The sequence below is a fragment of the Paenibacillus thiaminolyticus genome (genome assembly GCF_007066085.1).
Classification (GTDB): Bacteria; Bacillota; Bacilli; order Paenibacillales; family Paenibacillaceae; genus Paenibacillus_B; species Paenibacillus_B thiaminolyticus.
Window position 1 is genome coordinate 6578878 of record NZ_CP041405.1, and the last position, 19924, is coordinate 6598801.

Consider the following 19924-nt stretch of genomic DNA (forward strand, 5'->3'; position numbering starts at 1 on the left):
AAATAATCATCACCGCTCTGTGCCAATCAGTCATCTAAAAATGAGACACTTCACTAAGTGTCCAATCATTCTCCTTTTGTCGAACATAGTTTGAGAATATCATACGAGAGGAGATGATTTTTTGGTACGTATTCTTGATAAAGCTGCTGTGGAGCCGCGGCGCAAATTCAACCGAGCAAGGGCAGTTACTATTAAACATTCACCGGGAAGAACTCGCCTGGCAACCATTCGTTTAAGAATTCCTTCAATCAATGCTCAACCGAATCGGGTTGAATTAGTAGCGACGGTTGGTATCCGGGGGGTTAAGGGTATCGCCCAAATTCTGTTCAGAATCTTCCGTGATGGAGTAGAGATTTTCAATACAAAGCAAGGGATTGAATCAGCTGGTTCTGAACAGAACTATGCGGTCACATTTCAGGCGATCGATAAAAATGTCAAATCAGGCAGCCACGTCTATACCGTAACTGCAGAAAATCGAACCAAGAATACGAGAGCTGATGTTGTGGGTCCTGTTTCCTTCAGCGGGTTAGCCGTTAAAACGAGAAGCTCATCCTGAATGTTCCGGACCTGAATAACGCAACCCAGTACCACGCCCGGTACTGGGTTCGTTTTGTTATGGTGGCGCTGTCCCTCGATTTTGTCTTGAGATCAATTTTATGATTTCGGCGTCTTTTCGCAGCTCTTCCATGGCGATCGCGTTCTCGCTGCTGTTCATGCTTTTGGGCAATTCTATCGTCAGCATGCAGATTAAATATGATGGGTGAAATATTGCTGTTCGGCAGGGTCAATGTAAGCCAGCATGTCAATGGGCCGCCGACTCGGCCTGACATGACGATGCTGTTCCCGGTTTCGGTGCTGCTGGTCTACTTCGCAGAATTCCATCTTATATCATGGCTTGTCTTTACGAGAAGGGATATGGCAGGGTAGGATTGACCCCATCTTAGGCGATGAACATCGCTATTTTCGCATTGTAGCCAGCGGCATTATCGATTACAATAGCAGTGTCTGTAAAATAATGTATGTTCGTGGACGGAGGACTGCAGCGTGCCGGGTGGACTCATTCGCATGTCGCTAATGTTTATGTTGCTTCTTGTCATAGGGGCTGCCGCAGGATGCCTGAAGGTGGATAGAACACCGGGGATTCATGTGAATGGCGAGGCGCAGGAATGGCCTGCGGCATCGCCGGAGGATATCGGCATGGACAGGGAGAGGCTCGATCAAGTGGCGGTCTCGCTGGCGGACGAGCCGATCTATGCCATGGTAGTCGTGAAAGACGGGCATATCGTATCCGAATATTATAAGAAGGGATATCATTCCGAGCGCAAACTATGGATGAATTCCGTTGCGAAGAGTGTAACGTCCGCTCTTGTGGGCATGGCCGTCGAGCAAAAGGCGATTCGCAGCATCGAGCAGCCACTATCCGATTTTTTTCCGTCGTTGAGACACGAAGAGACCGATATGCGCATGCAAAATATTACCGTGAAGGATCTGCTCCGGATGACCTCGGGACTGGATTGGCCTGAATCGACAGCGTGGGGTTACGATCTTACGCCGATGATTGACAGCGAGGATTGGGCGGAGTTCGTGCTCACTTTCCCGATGAAGGAGGCGCCCGGCACGGCGGTATTCGATTACAATTCCGGGGGCTCGCAGTTATTATCGGCCATTGTGCAGCGTCAAACTGGGAAAAGCATGCAGCAGTTCGCCGATGATCATCTATTCGGCCCGCTCGGAATACGGGATTATGATTGGAGAAGGGGACCGAATGAAGAGACGGCGGGCGGATTCGGCATCGAACTGAAGCCGCGGGATGCGGCCAAGCTAGGCCTTCTCTATCTGAACCAAGGCGAGTGGGAGGGGCGCCGTCTTCTGTCTGAAGATTGGATACGCGAATCGACAGCCAAGCATACGGACGTGGGCGAAGACAACGGAATGAGCGTCTTCGGAGATTATGGCTACCACTGGTGGGTCCGTTCGTTCGATTCTTATGAAGCGTACTTGGCGATGGGCTACGGTGGACAGTACATCATAGTCGTGCCGCCGCTGAACCTCGTTGTCGTCTTCGCCAGTTATTCGGATCAGGATACGGCGCTGCCGCTGCAGCATATGCATGCCCTCATCGAAGCTGCTGCTTCTACGTCAGCGGACTCTTCTTCATAAGGCGGACTGACTTCCCAAGGAAACGGCTTGGGGACCCGGTGCAGGGAAGTGGCGGACAAATCGTCCTTGCGCATCGAAAAGCCTCCCGCCCCGCACGAAGCGGAACAGGAGGCGGGAACCGGATATGCATGCTTCAACCCAACGCCTTCGCATCGTTACTGGAATTGTAACGGCAAGGAGACGAACCCGCGCATCAGATAAGTGGGCTGCCATTCGAGCTGCTCGGGCGGCATGGCCAGCTTCATGCTGCTTCGGCGGCGCAGTAGAGTACCGATTGCAATCCGTCCTTCCAAGCGGGCGAGGGGAGCTCCCAGGCAATGATGGATCCCCATTCCGAACGCGATATGGTGGTTCCGCTCCCGGGCCAAGTCCAGCCGATCCGGCTCTTTGAAGTACTCGGGATCGCGGTTAGCCGAGGCAAGTGCGACGAGCACCATATCTCCCTTCGAGATGAGCTTGCCGTTCCATTCATAATCTTCTCCGATCCAGCGGTTCGTTGCGAATTCGACAGGGCCCATGAACCGCAGCAGTTCTTCGACGGCGGAATCCATTAAGGAAGGGGTGTTCCGAAGCGTCTCCAGTTCGTCCGGATGATTCAATAACGTGAATATGCCATTGCCAATCAGGTTTACGGTCGTTTCATGCCCGGCGATGATCAGCAGGACAATCGTCGAGATCAGTTCCTTTTCCGACAAGGAGTCCCCTTCGGATTCCGCTTGCACAAGCAAGGATAACAGGTCTTCCTTCGGATCTCGCCGGCGCTGCTCAATCAGGGCCGTAATATAGTCCGTAAAAGCAGCTATGTCCGACTCGATTTGCTTATATTTCTCGGGTACATTGATGGCCGAGATGAGCGCATGGGACCACTCTCGGAACTGATCCCTCTCTTCGTTCGGCAGACCCAGCATCTCGGATATGACAATAATCGGAAGGGGATAGGCATAATCTTGAATCAACTCTATGGAGGGCTGATTCTCCACTTGATTCAGCAGCTCATCCGCTATGTTCTGAATCCGATCTTTCAGCCTCTCAATCATGCGGGGGGTAAATGCTTTTTGCACGAGGCCGCGAAGCCGGGTATGATCCGGCGGGTCCGAGTTCAGCATATGTCTGACCGTCAGGTCCATTTGAGACGGGGGGAGTCCCATTTCTTCGGGCGTGACGAATTGGAACAAATTTTTCTTCAAATAATCGGCTTTCAGTGCAGCAACGGCGTCCTCGTAGCGTGTCACGATCCAGGCTGTCCTGCCGTTCGGCAACCTGATTTTGTGAATCGGATCATGTTCTCTGAGCTTCTCATACAGCGAATAGGCATGATTTTTAAAATCGGATGAAAAAGGATTGACCATCGGTATTGTTGGGCTTGTGGTCATTCGAGTGCCTCCTTCATTCATATTTCGCGGTTACCGGACAGGTATAACCACGCTGAGCAATTATACTAATTATAACTCAATATCCCACTATGTACATATATTTCTTTTTTCTTAGGGCGCCAGGAGAACGCTCCGCTTTATCGTGAGCTGTTCTTCTTTTTTATAGTCGTTCCCGTCGGGCCGAAAGATGGTGTTTTGCTGTAAATGGAAACCCAAGGAGAGGGGGGCATCGTCACCATTGCGTTACTATTCATAGTGTGGCGAGCAAATGGGAAGTAGATCCTGCAAAATTACATTATTTTAGAGCACTGGAGGATGGATTCTCGATAATTGATGCATAGATACATTAATATCCCTTATTTAACAGAATATGAGCCCTGGAGGGGTGAAATTGCTGTATATTTGCAGGATCCCTCGCGACGCTAATCGGCATTGGAAAAAATCCTGCATTTCTGCAGTAATCGTCCTTCAGAAGTCTCATCACCGATGAAGAACTTCTGCTTGGGCGCCGCCCTTCCCCGCGGAATCGAGGGCTCTCATCCAGAAGCACCCTCTTGTTACTATCCCATCGATTGTTAAAAAGTATAGTGAAATCTTGAATATCGTAGGTGTTCACGCCGCACATCCTTCATGTATGTTCATCTCGTAAGCATATTCTACAAGGCAAAGGAGATGGATAATGTTGAGTACAAGGACTACGGCCAAGAGGAGACGGATAGGGGCGTGCGCCCTTGCGCTGTCCATGCTGATGGCGCAGCCGGTCACAGGGTCATATGCTGCAGACGCATACGCTGGAGACGCATACACCGCGGACGCATATGCTGCAGACGCATACGCTGGAGACGCATACACCGCGGACGCATATGCTGCAGACGCATACGCTGGAGACGCATACACCGCGGACGCATATGCTGCAGACGAATACGCCGCAGGCGCATACGCCGCAGATGCGTACACCGCAGACGCATACGCCGCGGATGCATACACCGCAGGCGCATCCGCCACGGACAGCGGCTTCGCCACCGCCGAGACGCGGGCGCAGCCGGACCATGGGAACGGGAGCGAAGCGCGGGCAGCTTCGCAGCATGATCTGGATGTGATACACCGTGACCTGGGGGGATATCCTTCCGTGTCGGCCACTTACAATGGAGGCGTCACCGCCATCGGGGACGGCGCCTTCGTGCTGGCCGCCAACCCGGATACAACGCCGATTCTGGCGGCTGCCCGTTACGGCGCAGGGCGGGTCGTCGTCGCCGGAGACGATTCTTACTTCAAATTCACCTCTGACATTACCGATGCTCGCCGCACGGCCGCCCGCAATATCCTCATCTGGGCAACCGAAGAAGCAGAACCACTCACTTATCAGGATGCGCTCGACGGCGCAGGAACGCTCCCTCTGCTCACGGCGACAAGCAAGAACTTTGCCGCAGATTCCCGTTACCCGATTCAAGTATTGACAAGTGATTCCTTCCATTCGTTCGAGCTAGATCCTGCCCGCTACCCGGTGGCCTATGTGGACGCGACGATGAAGCAGGACGAGATCGATGCGCTGGCTTCCTATGTGGAGCGGGGCGGCAGCATCGTCGTGGCGATGAAGGGATGGGTCATGGAGCAATATCCGCACGTCTTCCTGGGGGAGGCGTATCAGGGACGCACGGCCAAGCTGAGCGAGGATTATCCGCTTCAAAGGCTGCTGAACCGGATGGGGCTCGGGCTGATGAACAATATTGCCACGACGAAGTCGGAGACGTTCCCCAAGCTGACGGAGCAGGGCGCCGACCATTACCATGCGGCTGCTCTGGTGGATCAGGCGAAGCGTGTAGAAGCCGGGCAGTTGGATCCGAATCAGCTTGAGATTGGCCCGGCGGGAGCCGATGTGAAGAAGAAGCTGCAGGTGCTTGCGGCCATTACCGGGGGCACCTTCGGCGGTTTGACCGCAGAGAGTCCGATGTACGCGCAGATTCAGCAGGATGCCGAGCATCTGGACACCGATCTGAGCTTCCCGCTCGACCGTTCCCTCGCTCCTTATTCAAGCGCTCTGCTCGCGTACAAGTTAAGTCTCGTCGGCAACCAGCTTGACGCCCCCAAATCCCCGTATGCCGATAACTTTCCGGGCCCTGTGCCCGCCGATGCGCCGAGAGTGCAGCAGAAGACGGTCACCGTTGATTTTGATTATTCGACCTTCGATTATTTACGCCAGGGCACGGTACCGAAAAATTGGATCAGCACCGGATTATATGCGCCGGCAGGGGAATGGCTGACGGTTCATGTTCCGGAAGGAACGGCCGGGCTAGATGTGCAGGTGGGGGCGCATACGGATAATTTGACGAGCCAAAACGTATGGAAGCGCATTCCCGTCGTCACTCAGCGGAAAACGCTGGCGCCAGGCGAGAACCGTATCCGCAGCCCGTACGGCGGACTCCTCTATCTCATTCCGACGAAGCCGCAGGCGGGCGTCCGGAAGGACATCGCGATTGAGGGCGGAGTCGAGGCTCCTTATTATGTGCTCGGCCAGACGGCGGATGAAGAGTGGAGATCGGCTATCAGCCAGCGTCCGGCGCCGTGGGCCGAGCTGCAAGGCCGCAGAGTCATCCTGACGCTGCCGTCCGAATATGTGCGGAATCTCGGCGATCCGAAGTTATTGCTGGAGCAATGGGATCGGATCGTGGAGTACACGGATGAAGTCGCCGGCTTGTCCCCGGAGGCGCCGCTGCCTCATCGGAGTGTGAATCTTCCCTTCCGCTACGTGGCGGACCGGCAGATCAGCGCCGGCTTCATGCACGCGGGCTACCCGATCATGTTCCAGATCGATCCTTCTGCGGCGCATGCGGTCGATATCGAGCGGGTTACGCGCAATGGTTGGGGCTTCTGGCATGAGACCGGGCATGAATATCAGCAGGGCCCGTGGAATTGGGATGTCACGGGCGAAGTGACCGTCAATATTTATTCTCTGTACGTCCAGCAGAAGTTCGGCAATCCAAGCAATCTGCTCACTCGCAACAATGAAGGCAAGGATTTCTATGATCGCGCCCAGGATTATATGGAGCACAGCGATCCGGGTACGACAGTCTACGGCAAGTCCGGCCAGGATCTATTCGTCAACCTCGTGTTATTCCGCCAATTGTCACTCGCCTATGGCTGGGACTTCTATCAAGAGCTGCACCGCGCCTATCGCGAATTGCCTGCGAATCAGCTTCCGGCGGACAATCAGGCCAAGATTGACCTGTTTGTCGTCATGGCCTCGAAGACGGCGGGCGAGGATTTGACTGAATTTTTCGATAAATGGTTCCTCAAATATACGCCTGGCACCGTGAAGGCCCAGATCGCGGCCTTGAATCTGCCGAAGCCTTCGCAGCCGATCTGGAAGCTCCATGAAACCGAAGGCATCGAGGCGCCCGTCATTGATCTCGCGCCGAAGCAGGAGTGGACCAAGGAGAAGGTGGAGGTGGAGGTGATCAACCCGACTCCGATCGAGGAGGGCTCCGGCCTGAGAAATCAATACAAAGTCGGGGAAGACGGCACGTGGACGGAATACCGGGAGCCGTTCACGATCGATGCCGAGGGCGTGACGAACGTCTATGCAAGGGTGAGACAGCTCTCCGGGGTGACAAGCGACGAGGTGATGGCGAGCGTCAAGATCGACCGCACGGCGCCGCTCATCGAGACCTCAGTCACGGATACCGTCTATGGCAGCACGCCGATCACGCTCCCGATTACGGCAACCGACGCTTTGAGCGGCGTGCAGACCCTTACGGTGCTGCTGGATGGCGCTCCGCTGGAAGCTCCTTATGTGATCGTGCCGTCGGAGCTCGCGGCAGGACGTCATGAGCTGAAGATTACGGCGGTCGATTACGCGGGAAATGCCCGGGAAGTAAGCCTGGCCTTCGCAGTGGTGAAGACGGTCTCGGTGCAGGCTCTGTATGACGCAGTGGATCGGGCTGGTGCCGAGGGCAGGATCACGAACCGCGGCATCGTTCAGGCGCTAAAGAGTCATATTGCGAAGGTCGAGAAGGGGGACGTGAACGACCCGGACACGTATCGGGCGCTGGAGCAGTTCATTCAGGCCCAGTCCGGCAAGCATATCGATGAGCAGACAGCCAGCGAGCTGCTTCGCCTCATTGCGCGGCTGCAGGACGCGTAAATGTACGGTCTTATTGGGAGCCATTCTTCCGCAGGGAAGGGTGGCTCCTCTGCTTGTGTGCAGCAGCCGGAACAATCCGCGCCCAGCATAGAGAGGAAGGCCGGATGTACCTTAAAAATCGTCAGCCTATTTTTAAAATAATCAGTCCCCGATCTTAAAATAATACGGTCCCGCGGTAAAGACGGGAGTATCCAAGGAACGGAGCATTCCGGTATCGTAAAAAGGGTAAGGCGAGAGGGGAGAACATCTCATGTGAGGGGGGCTTAGTGAAGTGAATGAAGTGAAGGAACCGAAGGAATCGAAGGAACTGAAGGTGCCGAAGGTATTGAAGAAATTGAAGCAAATGAATGCATCGAAGGTATGTAAGGTATCGGAGCAGGTTCACCCATCGCAATGTGTGAAATTGCATCGTGGGCGTCGCGTAAAATTGCATCGCGCAAAACGCGTATGCATCGCGATCCTGGCTGCCATGATGGCGCTAACGCTGGCCGCCTGCAGCGGCGGCTCCGGATCGAACGCTCAAGAGGCGAATGGCGATCAGCCGCCTGAGAAGCTGACGAATCTGACGTATTGGGTCCAGATGGTCAGCCAAGTATCCGCCACGCTGAAAAGCTACAATGAAATCGAGGCTTATAAGGAGTTGGAGAAGGTCACGGGGGTGAAGGTGGACTTCCAGCATCCGCCGGAAGGACAGCAAGCGAAGGAGCAGTTCAATCTGATGCTGACATCGGATAAGCTGCCGGATGTCATCGAATATTCATGGACGAGTTATCCGGGCGGCCCCGAAAAAGCAATCAAGGACGGCAAAATCATCCGCCTGAACGAGCTGATTGATGAGCATGCGCCGAATCTGAAGAAGGTGCTGGGAGAGCATCCGGAATGGAAGAAGGAGATTATGACGGATGAAGGCAGCATCTACGCGTTCCCGTTCATTCGTTCGCATGATCGGTTAAAAGTGTTTCTCGGGCCGACGATTAGGCAGGATTGGCTCGATAAGCTGAACCTGGAGATGCCGGCGACGATTGATGAATGGTATACGGTGCTCAAGGCGTTCAAGGAGAATGATATGAACGGCAACGGCAAGGCCGACGAGATTCCGCTGTATCTGGCCAAAGGCGATGTGGACGCGTCAACCGCCTTCCTTGGCGCCTTCGGCATCAATGCCGGCTTCTATCAGGAGGGCGGAACCGTCAAGTATGGGCCGACGGCTCCGAGGTTCAAGGAGTTCCTGACGCTGATGAATACATGGTATCAGGAAGGGCTGTTGGACCGCGACTTCGCCACTACCGATGCGAAGCTGCTGGAAGCGAAGATCACCGGCGGGCAGATCGGCGCGGCCGTGCTGTATACGGGCAGCGGGATCGGGAACTACAATACGCTCATGAAGGACAAGGACCCGAATTTCCATCTCGTCGCCGCTCCGTATCCCGTTATGAACAAGGGCGACAAGCAGATTTGGGGATACAAGGACTTCGCATATACGGGCATCGGCGCCGCGGTTACGACGAGCAACAAAAACCCGGTCGAGACGGTGAAATGGCTTGATTATGCTTATTCGGAGGAGGGTACCCTGCTGTTCAACTTCGGCAAGGAAGGTGTCAGCTACACGATGGAGAACGGCAAGCCGGTCTTCAAGCCGGAGGTGATGAACGATCCTTCCGGGCTTCCGCTGATTCAGTCGATGTCCCAGCATAACCGCGCGACGTTCAGCGGACCGTTCATGCTCGATATCCGCTTCGACGAGCAGTACACCACTTCCCCGGATCAGCTCAAGTCCAAGGAGATCTGGGCGGAGCCGACACTGGAGCTGAAGCTGCCGCGCACGACGCCGAACAGCGAAGAGAGCAGCCGCTATGCCTCCATCATGAACGATATCAACACCTTCAAGGATGAGATGTATTTGAAGTTCATTATGGGCCAGGAGCCGCTGGATAACTTCGATAAATACGTCAAGACAATCGAGGGCATGGGGCTTCAGGAAGCGATCCAGATTCAGCAGAACGCGCTGGAGCGTTATAACCAACGTTAAGCGGCGGGAAGCGGGAGAGTCACTCTCGCTTCTTCCATACAACGAGGAAAGTGGGGACACGGATGGCAGCTTCACCACCGGCGCTACCGCCCGACAAGAAGGCGAGAGAACGCCGCAAGCTCGAAAAGCGAAGCCTCATCAAGAAGGACTTGAAGCGGAATAAATATATATATTTGCTGGCGCTTCCGGTTATCGCGTATTACGCCATTTTCCACTACGGACCGATGTACGGCCTGCTGATGGCTTTCAAAGATTACAGCATCGCGGACGGCATCTGGGGCAGCAAGTGGATCGGCTTCGATCATTTCAAGAATTTTTTCAACAGCTACTACTTCGGCCGTCTGCTTCGCAATACGATCCTGATCAATGTGTACGAGCTGTTGTTTGCTTTTCCCGCGCCGATAATATTGGCCTTGCTGCTGAACGAGATTCGGGGCCGCATCTTCAAGCGCACGGTGCAGACGATCTCTTATCTGCCGCATTTCATCTCGATTGTCGTCGTGGTGGGAATGATGTTCGATTTCCTGGCGCGGGACGGACTGATTAATCAGCTGCTTGGGTTTCTGGGCATCGACAGCATTCCGTTCATGTCGGAGCCGGGCTGGTTCCGGACGCTGTTCGTAGGCTCCGGCATCTGGCAGGGGCTGGGCTGGGGCTCCATTATCTACCTGGCCGCGATCGCCACGATCGATCCGACCTTGTATGAAGCGGCCAAGATCGACGGAGCCGGGCGCTTCAAGCAGGTGCTCCATATTACGATTCCGGGAATGATGCCGACCATCGTCATTATGTTCATTCTGAACATGGGTTCGATGATGAGCGTCGGCAGCGAGAAGGTGCTGCTCATGTACAGTCCGCTTACGTACGAGACGGCGGATGTCATCTCCACCTTCGTCTACCGAAGAGGGGTGCTCGATTCCGATTATGGATTTACGACGGCGGTCGGCTTGTTCAACTCGGTGGTCAGCTTCATTCTGCTGGTCGTCTCCAATACGATCAGCAAGCGGGTCAGCGAGCACAAATTATGGTAGAGAGGAGGCGGGCCGTTGAGAACTTCACTCGGTGAGAAAGTGTTTACCGGATTCAATACGATATTGATGCTGCTGCTCTGCTTCGTGACGCTGTATCCGTTCATCTATGTCGGATTCGCTTCCTTGAGCAGTCCCGCCTCGCTCGCTCAGCACCGCGGGCTGCTGTTGGCCCCGCTGGAGATCAACTTCAGCGCGTATAAGGCCGTATTCGACAATCCGATGATTACGACGGGATACCGGAATACGCTGATCTATGTCATCTGCGGCACGGCGATCAATTTGCTCTTGACGGCTATCGGGGCGTATGTGCTGTCGCGGCGCAATCTGTATTTCAAAAATATTCTCATGCTGCTGATCGTCATTACGATGTTTTTCGGCGGGGGCCTGATTCCGACGTATCTGCTCATTAACAAGCTCGGCATGCTGAATACGGTCTGGGCCCTGCTTATTCCCGGGGCGATCAGCACCTTCAACATGATTATTATGCGAACCGGGTTCCAGTCCGTTCCGATCAGTCTGGAGGAATCCGCGCGCATCGACGGGGCGAATGATCTCGTCATTCTGTTCCGCATTATCATTCCGTTATCGATGCCGGTCATCGCGGTCATGATTCTGTGGTATGCCGTCGGACATTGGAACTCCTACTTCAGCGCCTTGATCTATATGCGGGATCGGGAGCTGTTCCCGCTGCAGCTCGTGCTGCGCGAGATTCTGATCACGAACTCGATGGACAGCATGATGACCGATTCCGGGGCGGGCGATCGGATCGCGATTGCGGAGACGATCAAGTACGCGACGATCATCGTCTCGACGCTGCCGATTCTGGTGCTTTATCCTTTTCTGCAAAAATATTTTGTCAAAGGCGTATTAATCGGGGCTATCAAAGAATAGTTCAGTAACAGCAAGCAATGAAGAAACAGAAATCAATGAAGTACCAGCAATCAAAGAAGAACAGCAGCCAATGCAGAGCGGAGCCGCGCGCCGGCGGGTGCATCACCATCCTGATGCTCGGGAAGCAATTGGGCGCGCATCGGCGGATTCGCGGTCACAATTCAAAAGGAAGAAGCAGGGAATCAGGGATCGATCACGAAGGATACATGATTCATTCCAAATTCAACAAGCGGAGGGATCATCATGCGATCGATAGTGAACCTTCTTCTGAAGCTTCGCAAACGCAGCTTAAGCCGCGTCTTGACGGCGATGATTGTGTCGAACCTGTGCTTGCTGCTGATTCCGGTCACCATGGGCTTATTCCTGTATACGATGGTGGAGGATGTGCTCGAAAATAATGCCCGGCGGTCCAATTCGGCGATGCTGGAGCAGCTTCGGCTGTCGATGGATCATAAGCTGAAGGAGCTGGATATCCTCGCGAAGCAGGTAGCCTTCAATCCGAAGCTGACCGCCCTGCTCAGTTCTAGCGGAACCGCAAGCGAGGAGTCGTATAAGCAGGTCGAGTTCGTGCGCGATTATCTGAACCGCTACCAGAGCTTCGCCAGCGGCTTCGTGAAGGACTTCTACGTCTACCTGCAGGCGGGGGATCTGATCCTGAAGCCGGGCCTGCGTACCGACGCGAGCACCTTCTATGAGAAGTATTATGCGTATGTGGATATGGATGCGGAAGCATGGCGCTCGGGGATGCTGGATGGCTATCACAGCATGACCTATCTGCCCTCGGCTGCGCTGCTGCAGGATCCGGTCAATGGCGGGAGCCCGGCCAAGGTGATCACGTATGTGCAATCGCTTCCAATCTATGAAGTGACCGGGACGCGCGGATCGCTGGTCATCTTGATCGACGAGCAGAAGGTGCAGGAAATGTTCAAGCAGATCGAGCTGGCGAACGACAGCACCATTTTCATCGTGAATCATAACCGGGAGATTATCGCGGCTACCGATCCCGCCCTTGCGCTGCCGGATGAGATGTCGGAGCAGCTGGCGAACGGTTCCGGATTATTCGATTACGCCTGGAATGGTACCGATAGCATCGTCTCTTATGCTTTATCCGCGGAAGCCGGCTGGCATTATGTGTCCGTGATGCCGAAGGATCGGTTCATGCAGCGGGTCGAGAGCATGAAGCGGATCGCGCTCTTCGTCTTGATCGTGGCCCTGGCATGCGGAGGGGCGACGGCTTACTGGCTCGCTTACCGCCATTATAGTCCCGTCAAAAGAATGGTCGACGCCCTTATCCAAGGCAAGCCGGAGCGGAAGCGGCCGGGGAATGAATATGAGTTCATCCGCGAATCGATCGAGGGGACGCTGCTCGAAGAGAAGCATCTGCGCAGCCGTCTGCTGCGGCAGGCTCCGGTTATCCGGAGCAATTTCCTCTCGCGCCTCATCCGCGGGTATGTGGATTTCGAGCGGGAGCCGCTTGAGTCTCAGCTCGACTTCCTGCATATGGAATTCCTGTCCGATCGGTTCGCCGTCTTCATCGTGCAGGCGGAAGATATTACGGGGTATGCGAAGCAGGAGTCGGAGGCGAAGTGGACGCAGATTCGCTTCATTATCTCGAATATCGGAACGGATATGATCCAGGCCCGCCATATCGGCTATGCCGTCGAGCTGGAGCGGGACCGGATTGGCTTTCTCTGTAATTTCGACCCTGCGCTGGCGGAGGAGCACGCGAAGGATCTGCAGGAGATGACCGAGCAATTGCTGGATATGATGCATCAGCGGTTCCGCATTTCTGTGACGATCGCGGTCAGCGGCATTCATGAGGGTCCTGCCCAGATCGGCCATGCCTATCTGGAGGCGATGGCGGCCTTCGACTACCGCATGTTCCGGGGGCGGAATGCGATCATCCATTTCGGCGAGATTCAGGATGTGACCCCGCATTATTATTATCCGCTTGAATTCGAAACGCAGTTGGTCAACCACGTGAAAAGCGGGGATACCGAAAATGTCGTGAAGCTGCTCGACAATATTTACGAGATGAACTTCAACGCGGCCAAGACGACATTCGAGCTGGGGATGTGCTTGTTTTTCAATATTATGAGTACGTTCCTGAAGATTACCAATTCAACCAATACAGATCATGAAGCGCTGCTGGGCCCGAATATCGATCCGATCAAAAATCTATTCAATTATAGAACCGTGGAAGAGATGCATGCCGAGACGAAGCGCTTGTTCGCTAGGCTTACGTCCTCCTTCCAGACGGCGCAGAGCGATCACAGCAAGCAGCTCTTGGCGGACATTATGCGCGTGATCGATCTTCATCTGCATGATCAGAATCTGGGACTTGTCATGATCGCCGATCATGTCGGCATGACTCCGCAGTATGTGTCCAGCTTCTTCAAGAAGGCGAGCAATCAGAATCTGACCGACTACATCACCCGCGCCCGGATTGATCTGGCAAAGGCGCATATGGCGCAGTCCGATCTCACGAATTCGCAGCTCGCTCAGATGGTGGGGTATACGAATGACGTCGTGTTCATTCGCGCCTTCAAGAAGCTGGAAGGGGTGACGCCGGGCAAGTACCGCATCAGCATTCAGCGTTCCGCTTGCGAACGCGATAAGGAGGCTCATCTATGATTACGAATATCGTCAAGGAAGCAATCGCGGCTCCGCAGCGCTTCGGAGTGAACGGGCAAGCGGTATGGAGCACAGAAAAATGCGACCAGGCGATTGAATTTGTGCTTCGCCAGATCGATCGCAATCTGGAGCCGTTCGCCCGCCAATTCCCGGCGCCGGCGAGCATCAATCTCATCTATCCGGCCATCGGCAACACCGAGTGGACCTCGTCCTTCTGGACGGGGATGCTCTGGCTGGCGTATGAAGTGACCGGCGAGGCGAAATACCGGAACACGGCCGAGCAGCAGTTGGAAAGCTATAAGGAGCGGATCGAGCAGCGGATCGCCACCGGGACGCATGATCTCGGCTTCCTCTATACGCTCTCCTGCATCGCCGCCTACAAGCTCACTGGCAATACGGAAGCGAAGGCGATCGCGCTGCAGGCCGCAGACCTTCTGATGGAGCGTTATTTCGAGAAGGCGGGCATCATTCAGGCATGGGGCAATCTGAATAATCCGAGCCAGCGCGGGCGGATGATCGTCGATTGCGCGATGAATCTGCCGCTGCTCTACTGGGCTTCCGAGATGACCGGGGATGCGCGGTATCACGAGGCGGCGGAGCGCCATATCCGGCAGACGGCGACCTATCTCATTCGCGGCGACGCTTCGACGTATCATACGTTCTATATGGATACGGAGACGGGCGAGCCGAAGTACGGCAAGACCGCGCAGGGCTATGCCGACGATTCCTGCTGGTCGCGCGGCCAGGCGTGGGCGATGTACGGGCTCCCGCTCAGTTACCGCTATACCCGGGATGCGTCGCTGCTCGAGTATGCGGAGAAAGTGACTCATTATTATTTGAACCGGCTGCCGGAAGATTATATCTGCTATTGGGATCTGATCTTCACCGCAGGGGAGGAAGAGCGGGACAGCTCGGCCGCAGCGATCGCGGCTTGCGGGATGATGGAGCTGGCGAAGCATTTGCCGCTGGCGCATGAACATCGCCGCCTGTATGAGAATGCGGCGCTGCTGACGCTCGATTCGCTGGCGGCGCGCTACACATCGGCCACACGGCCCGAATCGAACGGAGTGCTCCTCCATGCCGTCTACGGCAAGCCGCTTGGCAACGGCGTCGACGAATGCTGCATCTGGGGCGATTATTATTATTTCGAGGCATTGGTGCGGGCCAGGACGGACTGGCGCAGCTATTGGTAGGCCGTGAATGGAACCGGGTTAGAGGAAGGCGCTGAAGGAGACGGGGGAGTTTTGGAATCAAGGGCCCCTAAGGAATTGGGGAATGCAGGAAGGAGTCATCATGCATACGGTATTCTATGAAAATGCCCCGAGCGGCTGGAACGAGGCGTTGCCGCTCGGCAACGGGCATTTCGGCGGAATGATGTTCTTCGAGGATAATAGGTTGACGCTGGCGATGAATCATTACGAGGTGTATTACCGGAAGCTTCACCGTTATAGCCAGGCGTATCGCTGCGGTGAGAGGCGATCGTACCGGAAGATGTACGGCCGCACTTACGAGGAACTGAAGGAACGGGCGCGCGAGATGTACCGCGATCCGGAGCGGGAGCCGTTCTTCCTCTATGGCGATGCGCTGTCGGAGCATAATCTGCATCGCCGCTACGGCAAGCCGGCCGGCGGCGTGTCTCATTATCCGACGGGGGAGATCGCCCTGTTCCCATCCGCGGAGCTGGCAGACCCCGACCGCTATGTCCTGCAGCTTGATGTCGAGCAAGCATGTGTCCGGCTGCGGATCGAGCAAGGAGAGGACAAGCTGGAGGCCTGCACGATTATCGCCCAAGACGGGGACTATGTCCTGTGCGAGATTCGGCAGACGTCTCCATCGCTGCTGGAGGCGGTCTCACTATCCCTTCCGGTCCGGAGATATGCGGAGTTGGCCGCGGATTATTGGCGGGTCGATGACACGACCTTTTGCTATCGGGGCTCCTTCTATCCGGACGGCGAAGACCGTGGGGTGTATGAGCCGTTTTCTTTTCTCGTCATGACGAGGATCGCCGGAGCGCAGGGGATAGCGGACATAAGCGACGATGGAATGCGAATCCGCCTTGCGGCTGCCGAGCCGTCGGTGACGCTGCTGACGACCGTGGTGACCGGGGCGCCGGATCTGGAGGCCGTCGCCCTAGAGCGGCTGAATCGGGAGGCTGCCCGGGTCGAGCGGCTGAAGGAGCGCCATCGTGTGTACTGGACGCGCTTCTGGGAACGCTCCTCCGTCTCGCTCCCCGATCCGCTGCTGGAGGATCTGTGGCATATCAATCTGTATGCGATCGCCTGCAGCAGCGGCAAGGGCGGGAGAATGGCCGAGCAGGCCTGCGGTCTGAACGGCCTGTGGGATATTAAGCAGCCGACCAAATGGGGCAGCATGTGGTATTGGGACGTCAATATTCAGGCGGCGTTCTGGCCGCTCTATACGACGAATCATCTGGAGATTGCCGAGGTGTTCCACGACGGGCTGCTGTCGTATGCCGATGAAGCGGAGCGGATGGCGCGGGAATTTTACGGGCTGGACGGCATCGCGGGCGATTATCCGCATGCGCTGTACTACAGTATCTGGCCCTGGTGCGCGCAATTTTTGTGGGACTATTACCGCTACAGCATGGACCGGGAATTCTTGAAGGAGAAGGCGTATCCGCTGTTCAAGCGCATTCTGCGGTTCTGCGAAGGGATTGTGGAGGCGGACGGCGAGAGCGGTACATATGCCGTCTTCCCCGATATCTCGCCGGAGCAGGGACCGCTGACGCGGAATTCGGTCAGCACGCTGTCGACGGTGAAGCATCTGCTTCGCATCGCTGTTGAAGCGAATAGGCTGCTGGGCGAGGCGGAGGAGGATCGCCGCCGCTGGAGCGAGCTGGCGGAGCGGCTTGCCCCTTATCCGACGGGCGAGTCGAAGCGTTACGGCTCCGTGCTGCGCGATTCGGAATGGGCGCCCGCCGGCATGCCTCTGCGCCATCCCTCGCTGCTGATGCCGATCTATCCGATCGGCGAGCTCAGCAAGCATAGCGCGCCGGAGCTGCGGCAGTTGGCGGAGAACACGCTCCGCTATGCGGAGCATCATACCGAATATGGCGTGTTCCAGTTCGGCTGGCTCTCCTGCGCGGCCTCGCGGCTGGGCAAGGGGAACGCCGCGCTCCGGCTGCTCTATGAGCAGGGGATCGATCTGTCGCTGCGGGGCAATGGCTTGTTCGCGGAGGAGACGGAGCGGTGGATGAATTACTGCAACATTACGAATGAACCGCTCTATCATCCGCATATGATGGAGGCTTCCGGGGAGGTGGTCGCCGCTATCAATGAAATGCTGCTGCAAAGCTGGTCCGGCGCCATCGAGGTGTTCCCCGCCATCCCGTCAGGGGAGCCGGAGCCGGATCGGATGGCCGGTCTGTATGCGCATGAGGTCGGCCACAAGGTTCGTCCTTACGCCAGGTGGGAGGAGTGCAGCTTCCGCAATCTGCTGGCGGCGGGAGCGTTCGAGGTCAGCGCCGCCCGGAGGGAGGGGCGCACGGCCTGGGTCCGGCTGAAGAGCAAGGCGGGACAGCGCGCCGTATTGGTCCATCCGTTCGGCCCGGAGGCGGAAGCGGCCGTGGCGCGGCTGGACGAGTCCGGGTGGAGGAGGATTCCGCATCATTTGGAGCAGGGGCGGCTCGGCTTCGACACGGAGGCCGCCGGAGATTATGCCGTGTATCCGGCGGCGATTGCGGTGGATGGTCTCTCACTGGTTTTGTGCGGGGAGGCGGGAGCCGAGGATGCGGCCGCCGGGTCGGCAGTTGGACAGTCGGATGAGCCAGGCCAGTCCGATAATCCTGGTGAGGCCTGCCAGTCTGGTGATGCGGGTCGGGGCGGTATGGCAGATCGATCTGCTGAGGCGGGTCAATCTGGTGTTGTGGAGCAGTACGGTAAGATGGGGAAGTTCGGTGAGTCGGGTCAGTCTGGTAAGGTGGTGCAGTGCGGTGAGGCAGGGCAATCTGGTGAGATGGAGCAGTACGGTAAGACGGGGAAGTCCGGTGAGTCGGGTCAGTCTAGTGAGATGGAGCAGTACGGTAAGATGGGTCAGGCAGGTGAAGTGAGGCAATCAAGTGAGAAGGGGCCGTTCAGTGAGGCAGGCCGTTCCGGCGAGACGGGCGAATCCGATGTGCCCGGTCAAGCTGCTGTGCCGGGTCCGGGCCGCAGCTCGCCGCGTGTGCGCGAGGCGCATACGGGCCGGCGGGTCTTTCTCGGGAAGGACCGGGATACGCGGCATTATCAGCTGCTGGATCATTTCACCTTCGATTATTATGCGGGCAATTACCGGGAATCGCGTCTCGCCGCCTACCGGATCGATTGCGGCCCGGGGAAGCGGGCCAAGGATTACGGCCAGGCCTTGCCGCGGCAGGTCCATATAGACGGCATCGTAGGCCAGACGTTCCGCCCGTTAACGCCGCAGATGGCCTTTACGCCTTATACGGGCATCGGGTGGATGGACGGTGGGGAGCTGATCGCGGAAGACCGCGGGGCGCCGGATGAGCTGCGCCGGGATTTCATCGGCGGGACGGAGGAGGCGACGCTCTTGATCGAGCTGCCGCGAGGCCGCTACGATCTGCTCTTCGTCTCCGGAGACAGCGCCAGCCCTTCGTATACGGCCATCGAGATCGAAGGGCAGTGCGTCTGGCAGCCGGAACGGCCGCTGCGCACAGGAGAATTCGCGACCGACATTGTGCCGATCGCGCAGAGACGGGACGGCTGCGCGGCGATCCGCTTCAGTGCCGGGAAAGGTTTGCCGTGGCGGGTGAATGTACTCATTGTGAACAAGAATTATCCGTATTTGTGAGATCTCGATGTTCAAAGAGTAGGCCGATGTTAGCGAATGTCGCAATTAGTGCGGTCGTGCCGAAGTAATCCGAGTAAATTCGTAGGTCAGCCATGTCTGCAGCCGGATAGCGGGCATTGCGGCGGATTGTAACTCGCTGCTGCAGCGGGTCGCGGAAGCTTAATGCGCGCGTGCTGGGTGTGACCAGTAGTATGAGTCGTGCTGCGTCTGGAACAAGTAGTGTGGGGATGGTGCTTCCGCGGAAGTAGTATGGGTTGCATGACTCATCTGGGCCAGTAATATGCAGTGAGTGCTGCGTCTGCAACAGTAGTTTTTTAGACCAGGGCGATGGCCCCTGGTTTTGGGATATTCCACTGATGAAAGGGGAGTGACGACCTGGAATCCTGCGAAACTACAGTATTTTTTCCACTTGGCGGGTAATATGGGGGAAATTCCTGCATGGGTACATCATTTTGCTCGATTCGTGTCCAAACCAAGCGATAACATACAAAATTGGTGCATTTTTGCAGGATTCACTCGTTCGAATAGCGGGGTCTATGAAAATACTGTACTTTTGCAGCATTTTGGAGGGGAGAGGAGCTAAGTCTATATAATTGTGTAAAAAGCAAATGGCAAAAAAGAGCCATAGCGGGGAGAGTATAATTGGCCCGGACGAGTGCGAAGGCGAGTGTGAGCGCAGCTGGTCCTGGCACGCTCCGGACGCCCGGGAGGGGAGGATGCGAGCGCGGCTCTTCGCGGGGCGTCGGCGGCGGCTTCTTGGGGTTGGAGGGCCTTGGCGCAGACAAAGGCAAGACAGCGGTGAACAGACAAAGGCGAGGCAATGGTGCAGACAAAAGTGAGACAAAGGCGAGACAAT

At 56.2% G+C, this 19924-nt stretch carries 12 protein-coding genes; 11 read left to right on the forward strand and 1 reads right to left on the reverse strand.

Going from position 1 to position 19924, the window contains the following annotated elements; genetic code table 11:
- Positions 1-121 precede the first annotated feature (121 nt).
- From FLT43_RS29000 to FLT43_RS29005, 3 genes are all read left to right on the forward strand, one after another.
- Complete coding sequence (locus tag FLT43_RS29000; RefSeq protein WP_087443925.1) at positions 122-556, forward strand: exosporium protein C; 435 nt, start codon at positions 122-124, stop codon at positions 554-556.
- Positions 557-753: 197 nt separating this feature from the next.
- Entirely contained in the window at positions 754-927 is a 174-nt protein-coding gene (locus tag FLT43_RS29570) for a DUF2705 family protein (protein WP_164776696.1), read from the forward strand.
- Positions 928-1122: 195 nt separating this feature from the next.
- Entirely contained in the window at positions 1123-2160 is a 1038-nt protein-coding gene (locus tag FLT43_RS29005) for a serine hydrolase domain-containing protein (RefSeq protein ID WP_164776697.1), read from the forward strand.
- Between the two features lie 155 nt (positions 2161-2315).
- Here the strand turns inward: FLT43_RS29005 and FLT43_RS29010 are convergent, their stop codons facing one another.
- On the reverse strand, positions 2316-3533 hold the full coding sequence (locus FLT43_RS29010) for a cytochrome P450 family protein (protein ID WP_087443923.1): 1218 nt from the start codon (positions 3531-3533) through the stop codon (positions 2316-2318).
- 773 nt (positions 3534-4306) lie between these two features.
- Between FLT43_RS29010 and FLT43_RS30410 the strand changes: the two genes are divergently transcribed.
- The 8 genes from FLT43_RS30410 to FLT43_RS29045 all read left to right on the forward strand — a co-directional run bounded on the left by FLT43_RS30410 (position 4307) and on the right by FLT43_RS29045 (position 19068).
- Entirely contained in the window at positions 4307-4633 is a 327-nt protein-coding gene (locus tag FLT43_RS30410) for a hypothetical protein (protein WP_244194296.1), read from the forward strand.
- Positions 4634-4662: 29 nt separating this feature from the next.
- Positions 4663-7674, forward strand: a complete 3012-nt coding sequence (locus tag FLT43_RS29015) for a M60 family metallopeptidase (RefSeq protein WP_244194295.1) — start codon at positions 4663-4665, stop codon at positions 7672-7674.
- Between the two features lie 469 nt (positions 7675-8143).
- Positions 8144-9703, forward strand: coding sequence for an extracellular solute-binding protein (locus tag FLT43_RS29020; protein ID WP_087443963.1), 1560 nt, complete (start codon positions 8144-8146; stop codon positions 9701-9703).
- A 62-nt stretch (positions 9704-9765) separates the two neighbouring features.
- Complete coding sequence (locus FLT43_RS29025; protein ID WP_244194294.1) at positions 9766-10734, forward strand: ABC transporter permease; 969 nt, start codon at positions 9766-9768, stop codon at positions 10732-10734.
- 66 nt (positions 10735-10800) lie between these two features.
- A complete protein-coding gene (locus FLT43_RS29030) occupies positions 10801-11625 on the forward strand; it encodes a carbohydrate ABC transporter permease (RefSeq protein WP_087443961.1) in 825 nt (274 codons plus the stop codon).
- Between the two features lie 243 nt (positions 11626-11868).
- Positions 11869-14259 carry a helix-turn-helix domain-containing protein gene (locus tag FLT43_RS29035; protein WP_087443922.1) on the forward strand — a complete coding sequence of 797 codons (2391 nt, stop codon included), beginning with the start codon at positions 11869-11871 and terminating at the stop codon, positions 14257-14259.
- The gene (locus tag FLT43_RS29040) at positions 14256-15452 is read left to right on the forward strand and encodes a glycoside hydrolase family 88 protein (protein ID WP_087443921.1); all 1197 of its coding nucleotides are present in this window, start codon (positions 14256-14258) and stop codon (positions 15450-15452) included. The genes FLT43_RS29035 and FLT43_RS29040 overlap by 4 nt, the downstream gene beginning before the upstream one ends.
- Positions 15453-15552: 100 nt before the next feature.
- Entirely contained in the window at positions 15553-19068 is a 3516-nt protein-coding gene (locus FLT43_RS29045) for a glycosyl hydrolase family 95 catalytic domain-containing protein (RefSeq protein WP_220182433.1), read from the forward strand.
- Positions 19069-19924: the final 856 nt, after the last annotated feature.

Coding starts and splice junctions, on each gene's coding strand:
- FLT43_RS29045 (WP_220182433.1), top strand. CDS start 15,553: ATGCATACGGTATTCTATGAAAATGCCCCGAGCGGCTGGAACGAGGCG.
- FLT43_RS29025 (WP_244194294.1), top strand. CDS start 9,766: ATGGCAGCTTCACCACCGGCGCTACCGCCCGACAAGAAGGCGAGAGAA.
- FLT43_RS29020 (WP_087443963.1), top strand. CDS start 8,144: ATGATGGCGCTAACGCTGGCCGCCTGCAGCGGCGGCTCCGGATCGAAC.
- FLT43_RS29570 (WP_164776696.1), top strand. CDS start 754: ATGATGGGTGAAATATTGCTGTTCGGCAGGGTCAATGTAAGCCAGCAT.
- FLT43_RS29030 (WP_087443961.1), top strand. CDS start 10,801: ATGCTGCTGCTCTGCTTCGTGACGCTGTATCCGTTCATCTATGTCGGA.
- FLT43_RS30410 (WP_244194296.1), top strand. CDS start 4,307: ATGCTGCAGACGCATACGCTGGAGACGCATACACCGCGGACGCATATG.
- FLT43_RS29010 (WP_087443923.1), bottom strand. CDS start 3,533: ATGACCACAAGCCCAACAATACCGATGGTCAATCCTTTTTCATCCGAT.
- FLT43_RS29040 (WP_087443921.1), top strand. CDS start 14,256: ATGATTACGAATATCGTCAAGGAAGCAATCGCGGCTCCGCAGCGCTTC.
- FLT43_RS29035 (WP_087443922.1), top strand. CDS start 11,869: ATGCGATCGATAGTGAACCTTCTTCTGAAGCTTCGCAAACGCAGCTTA.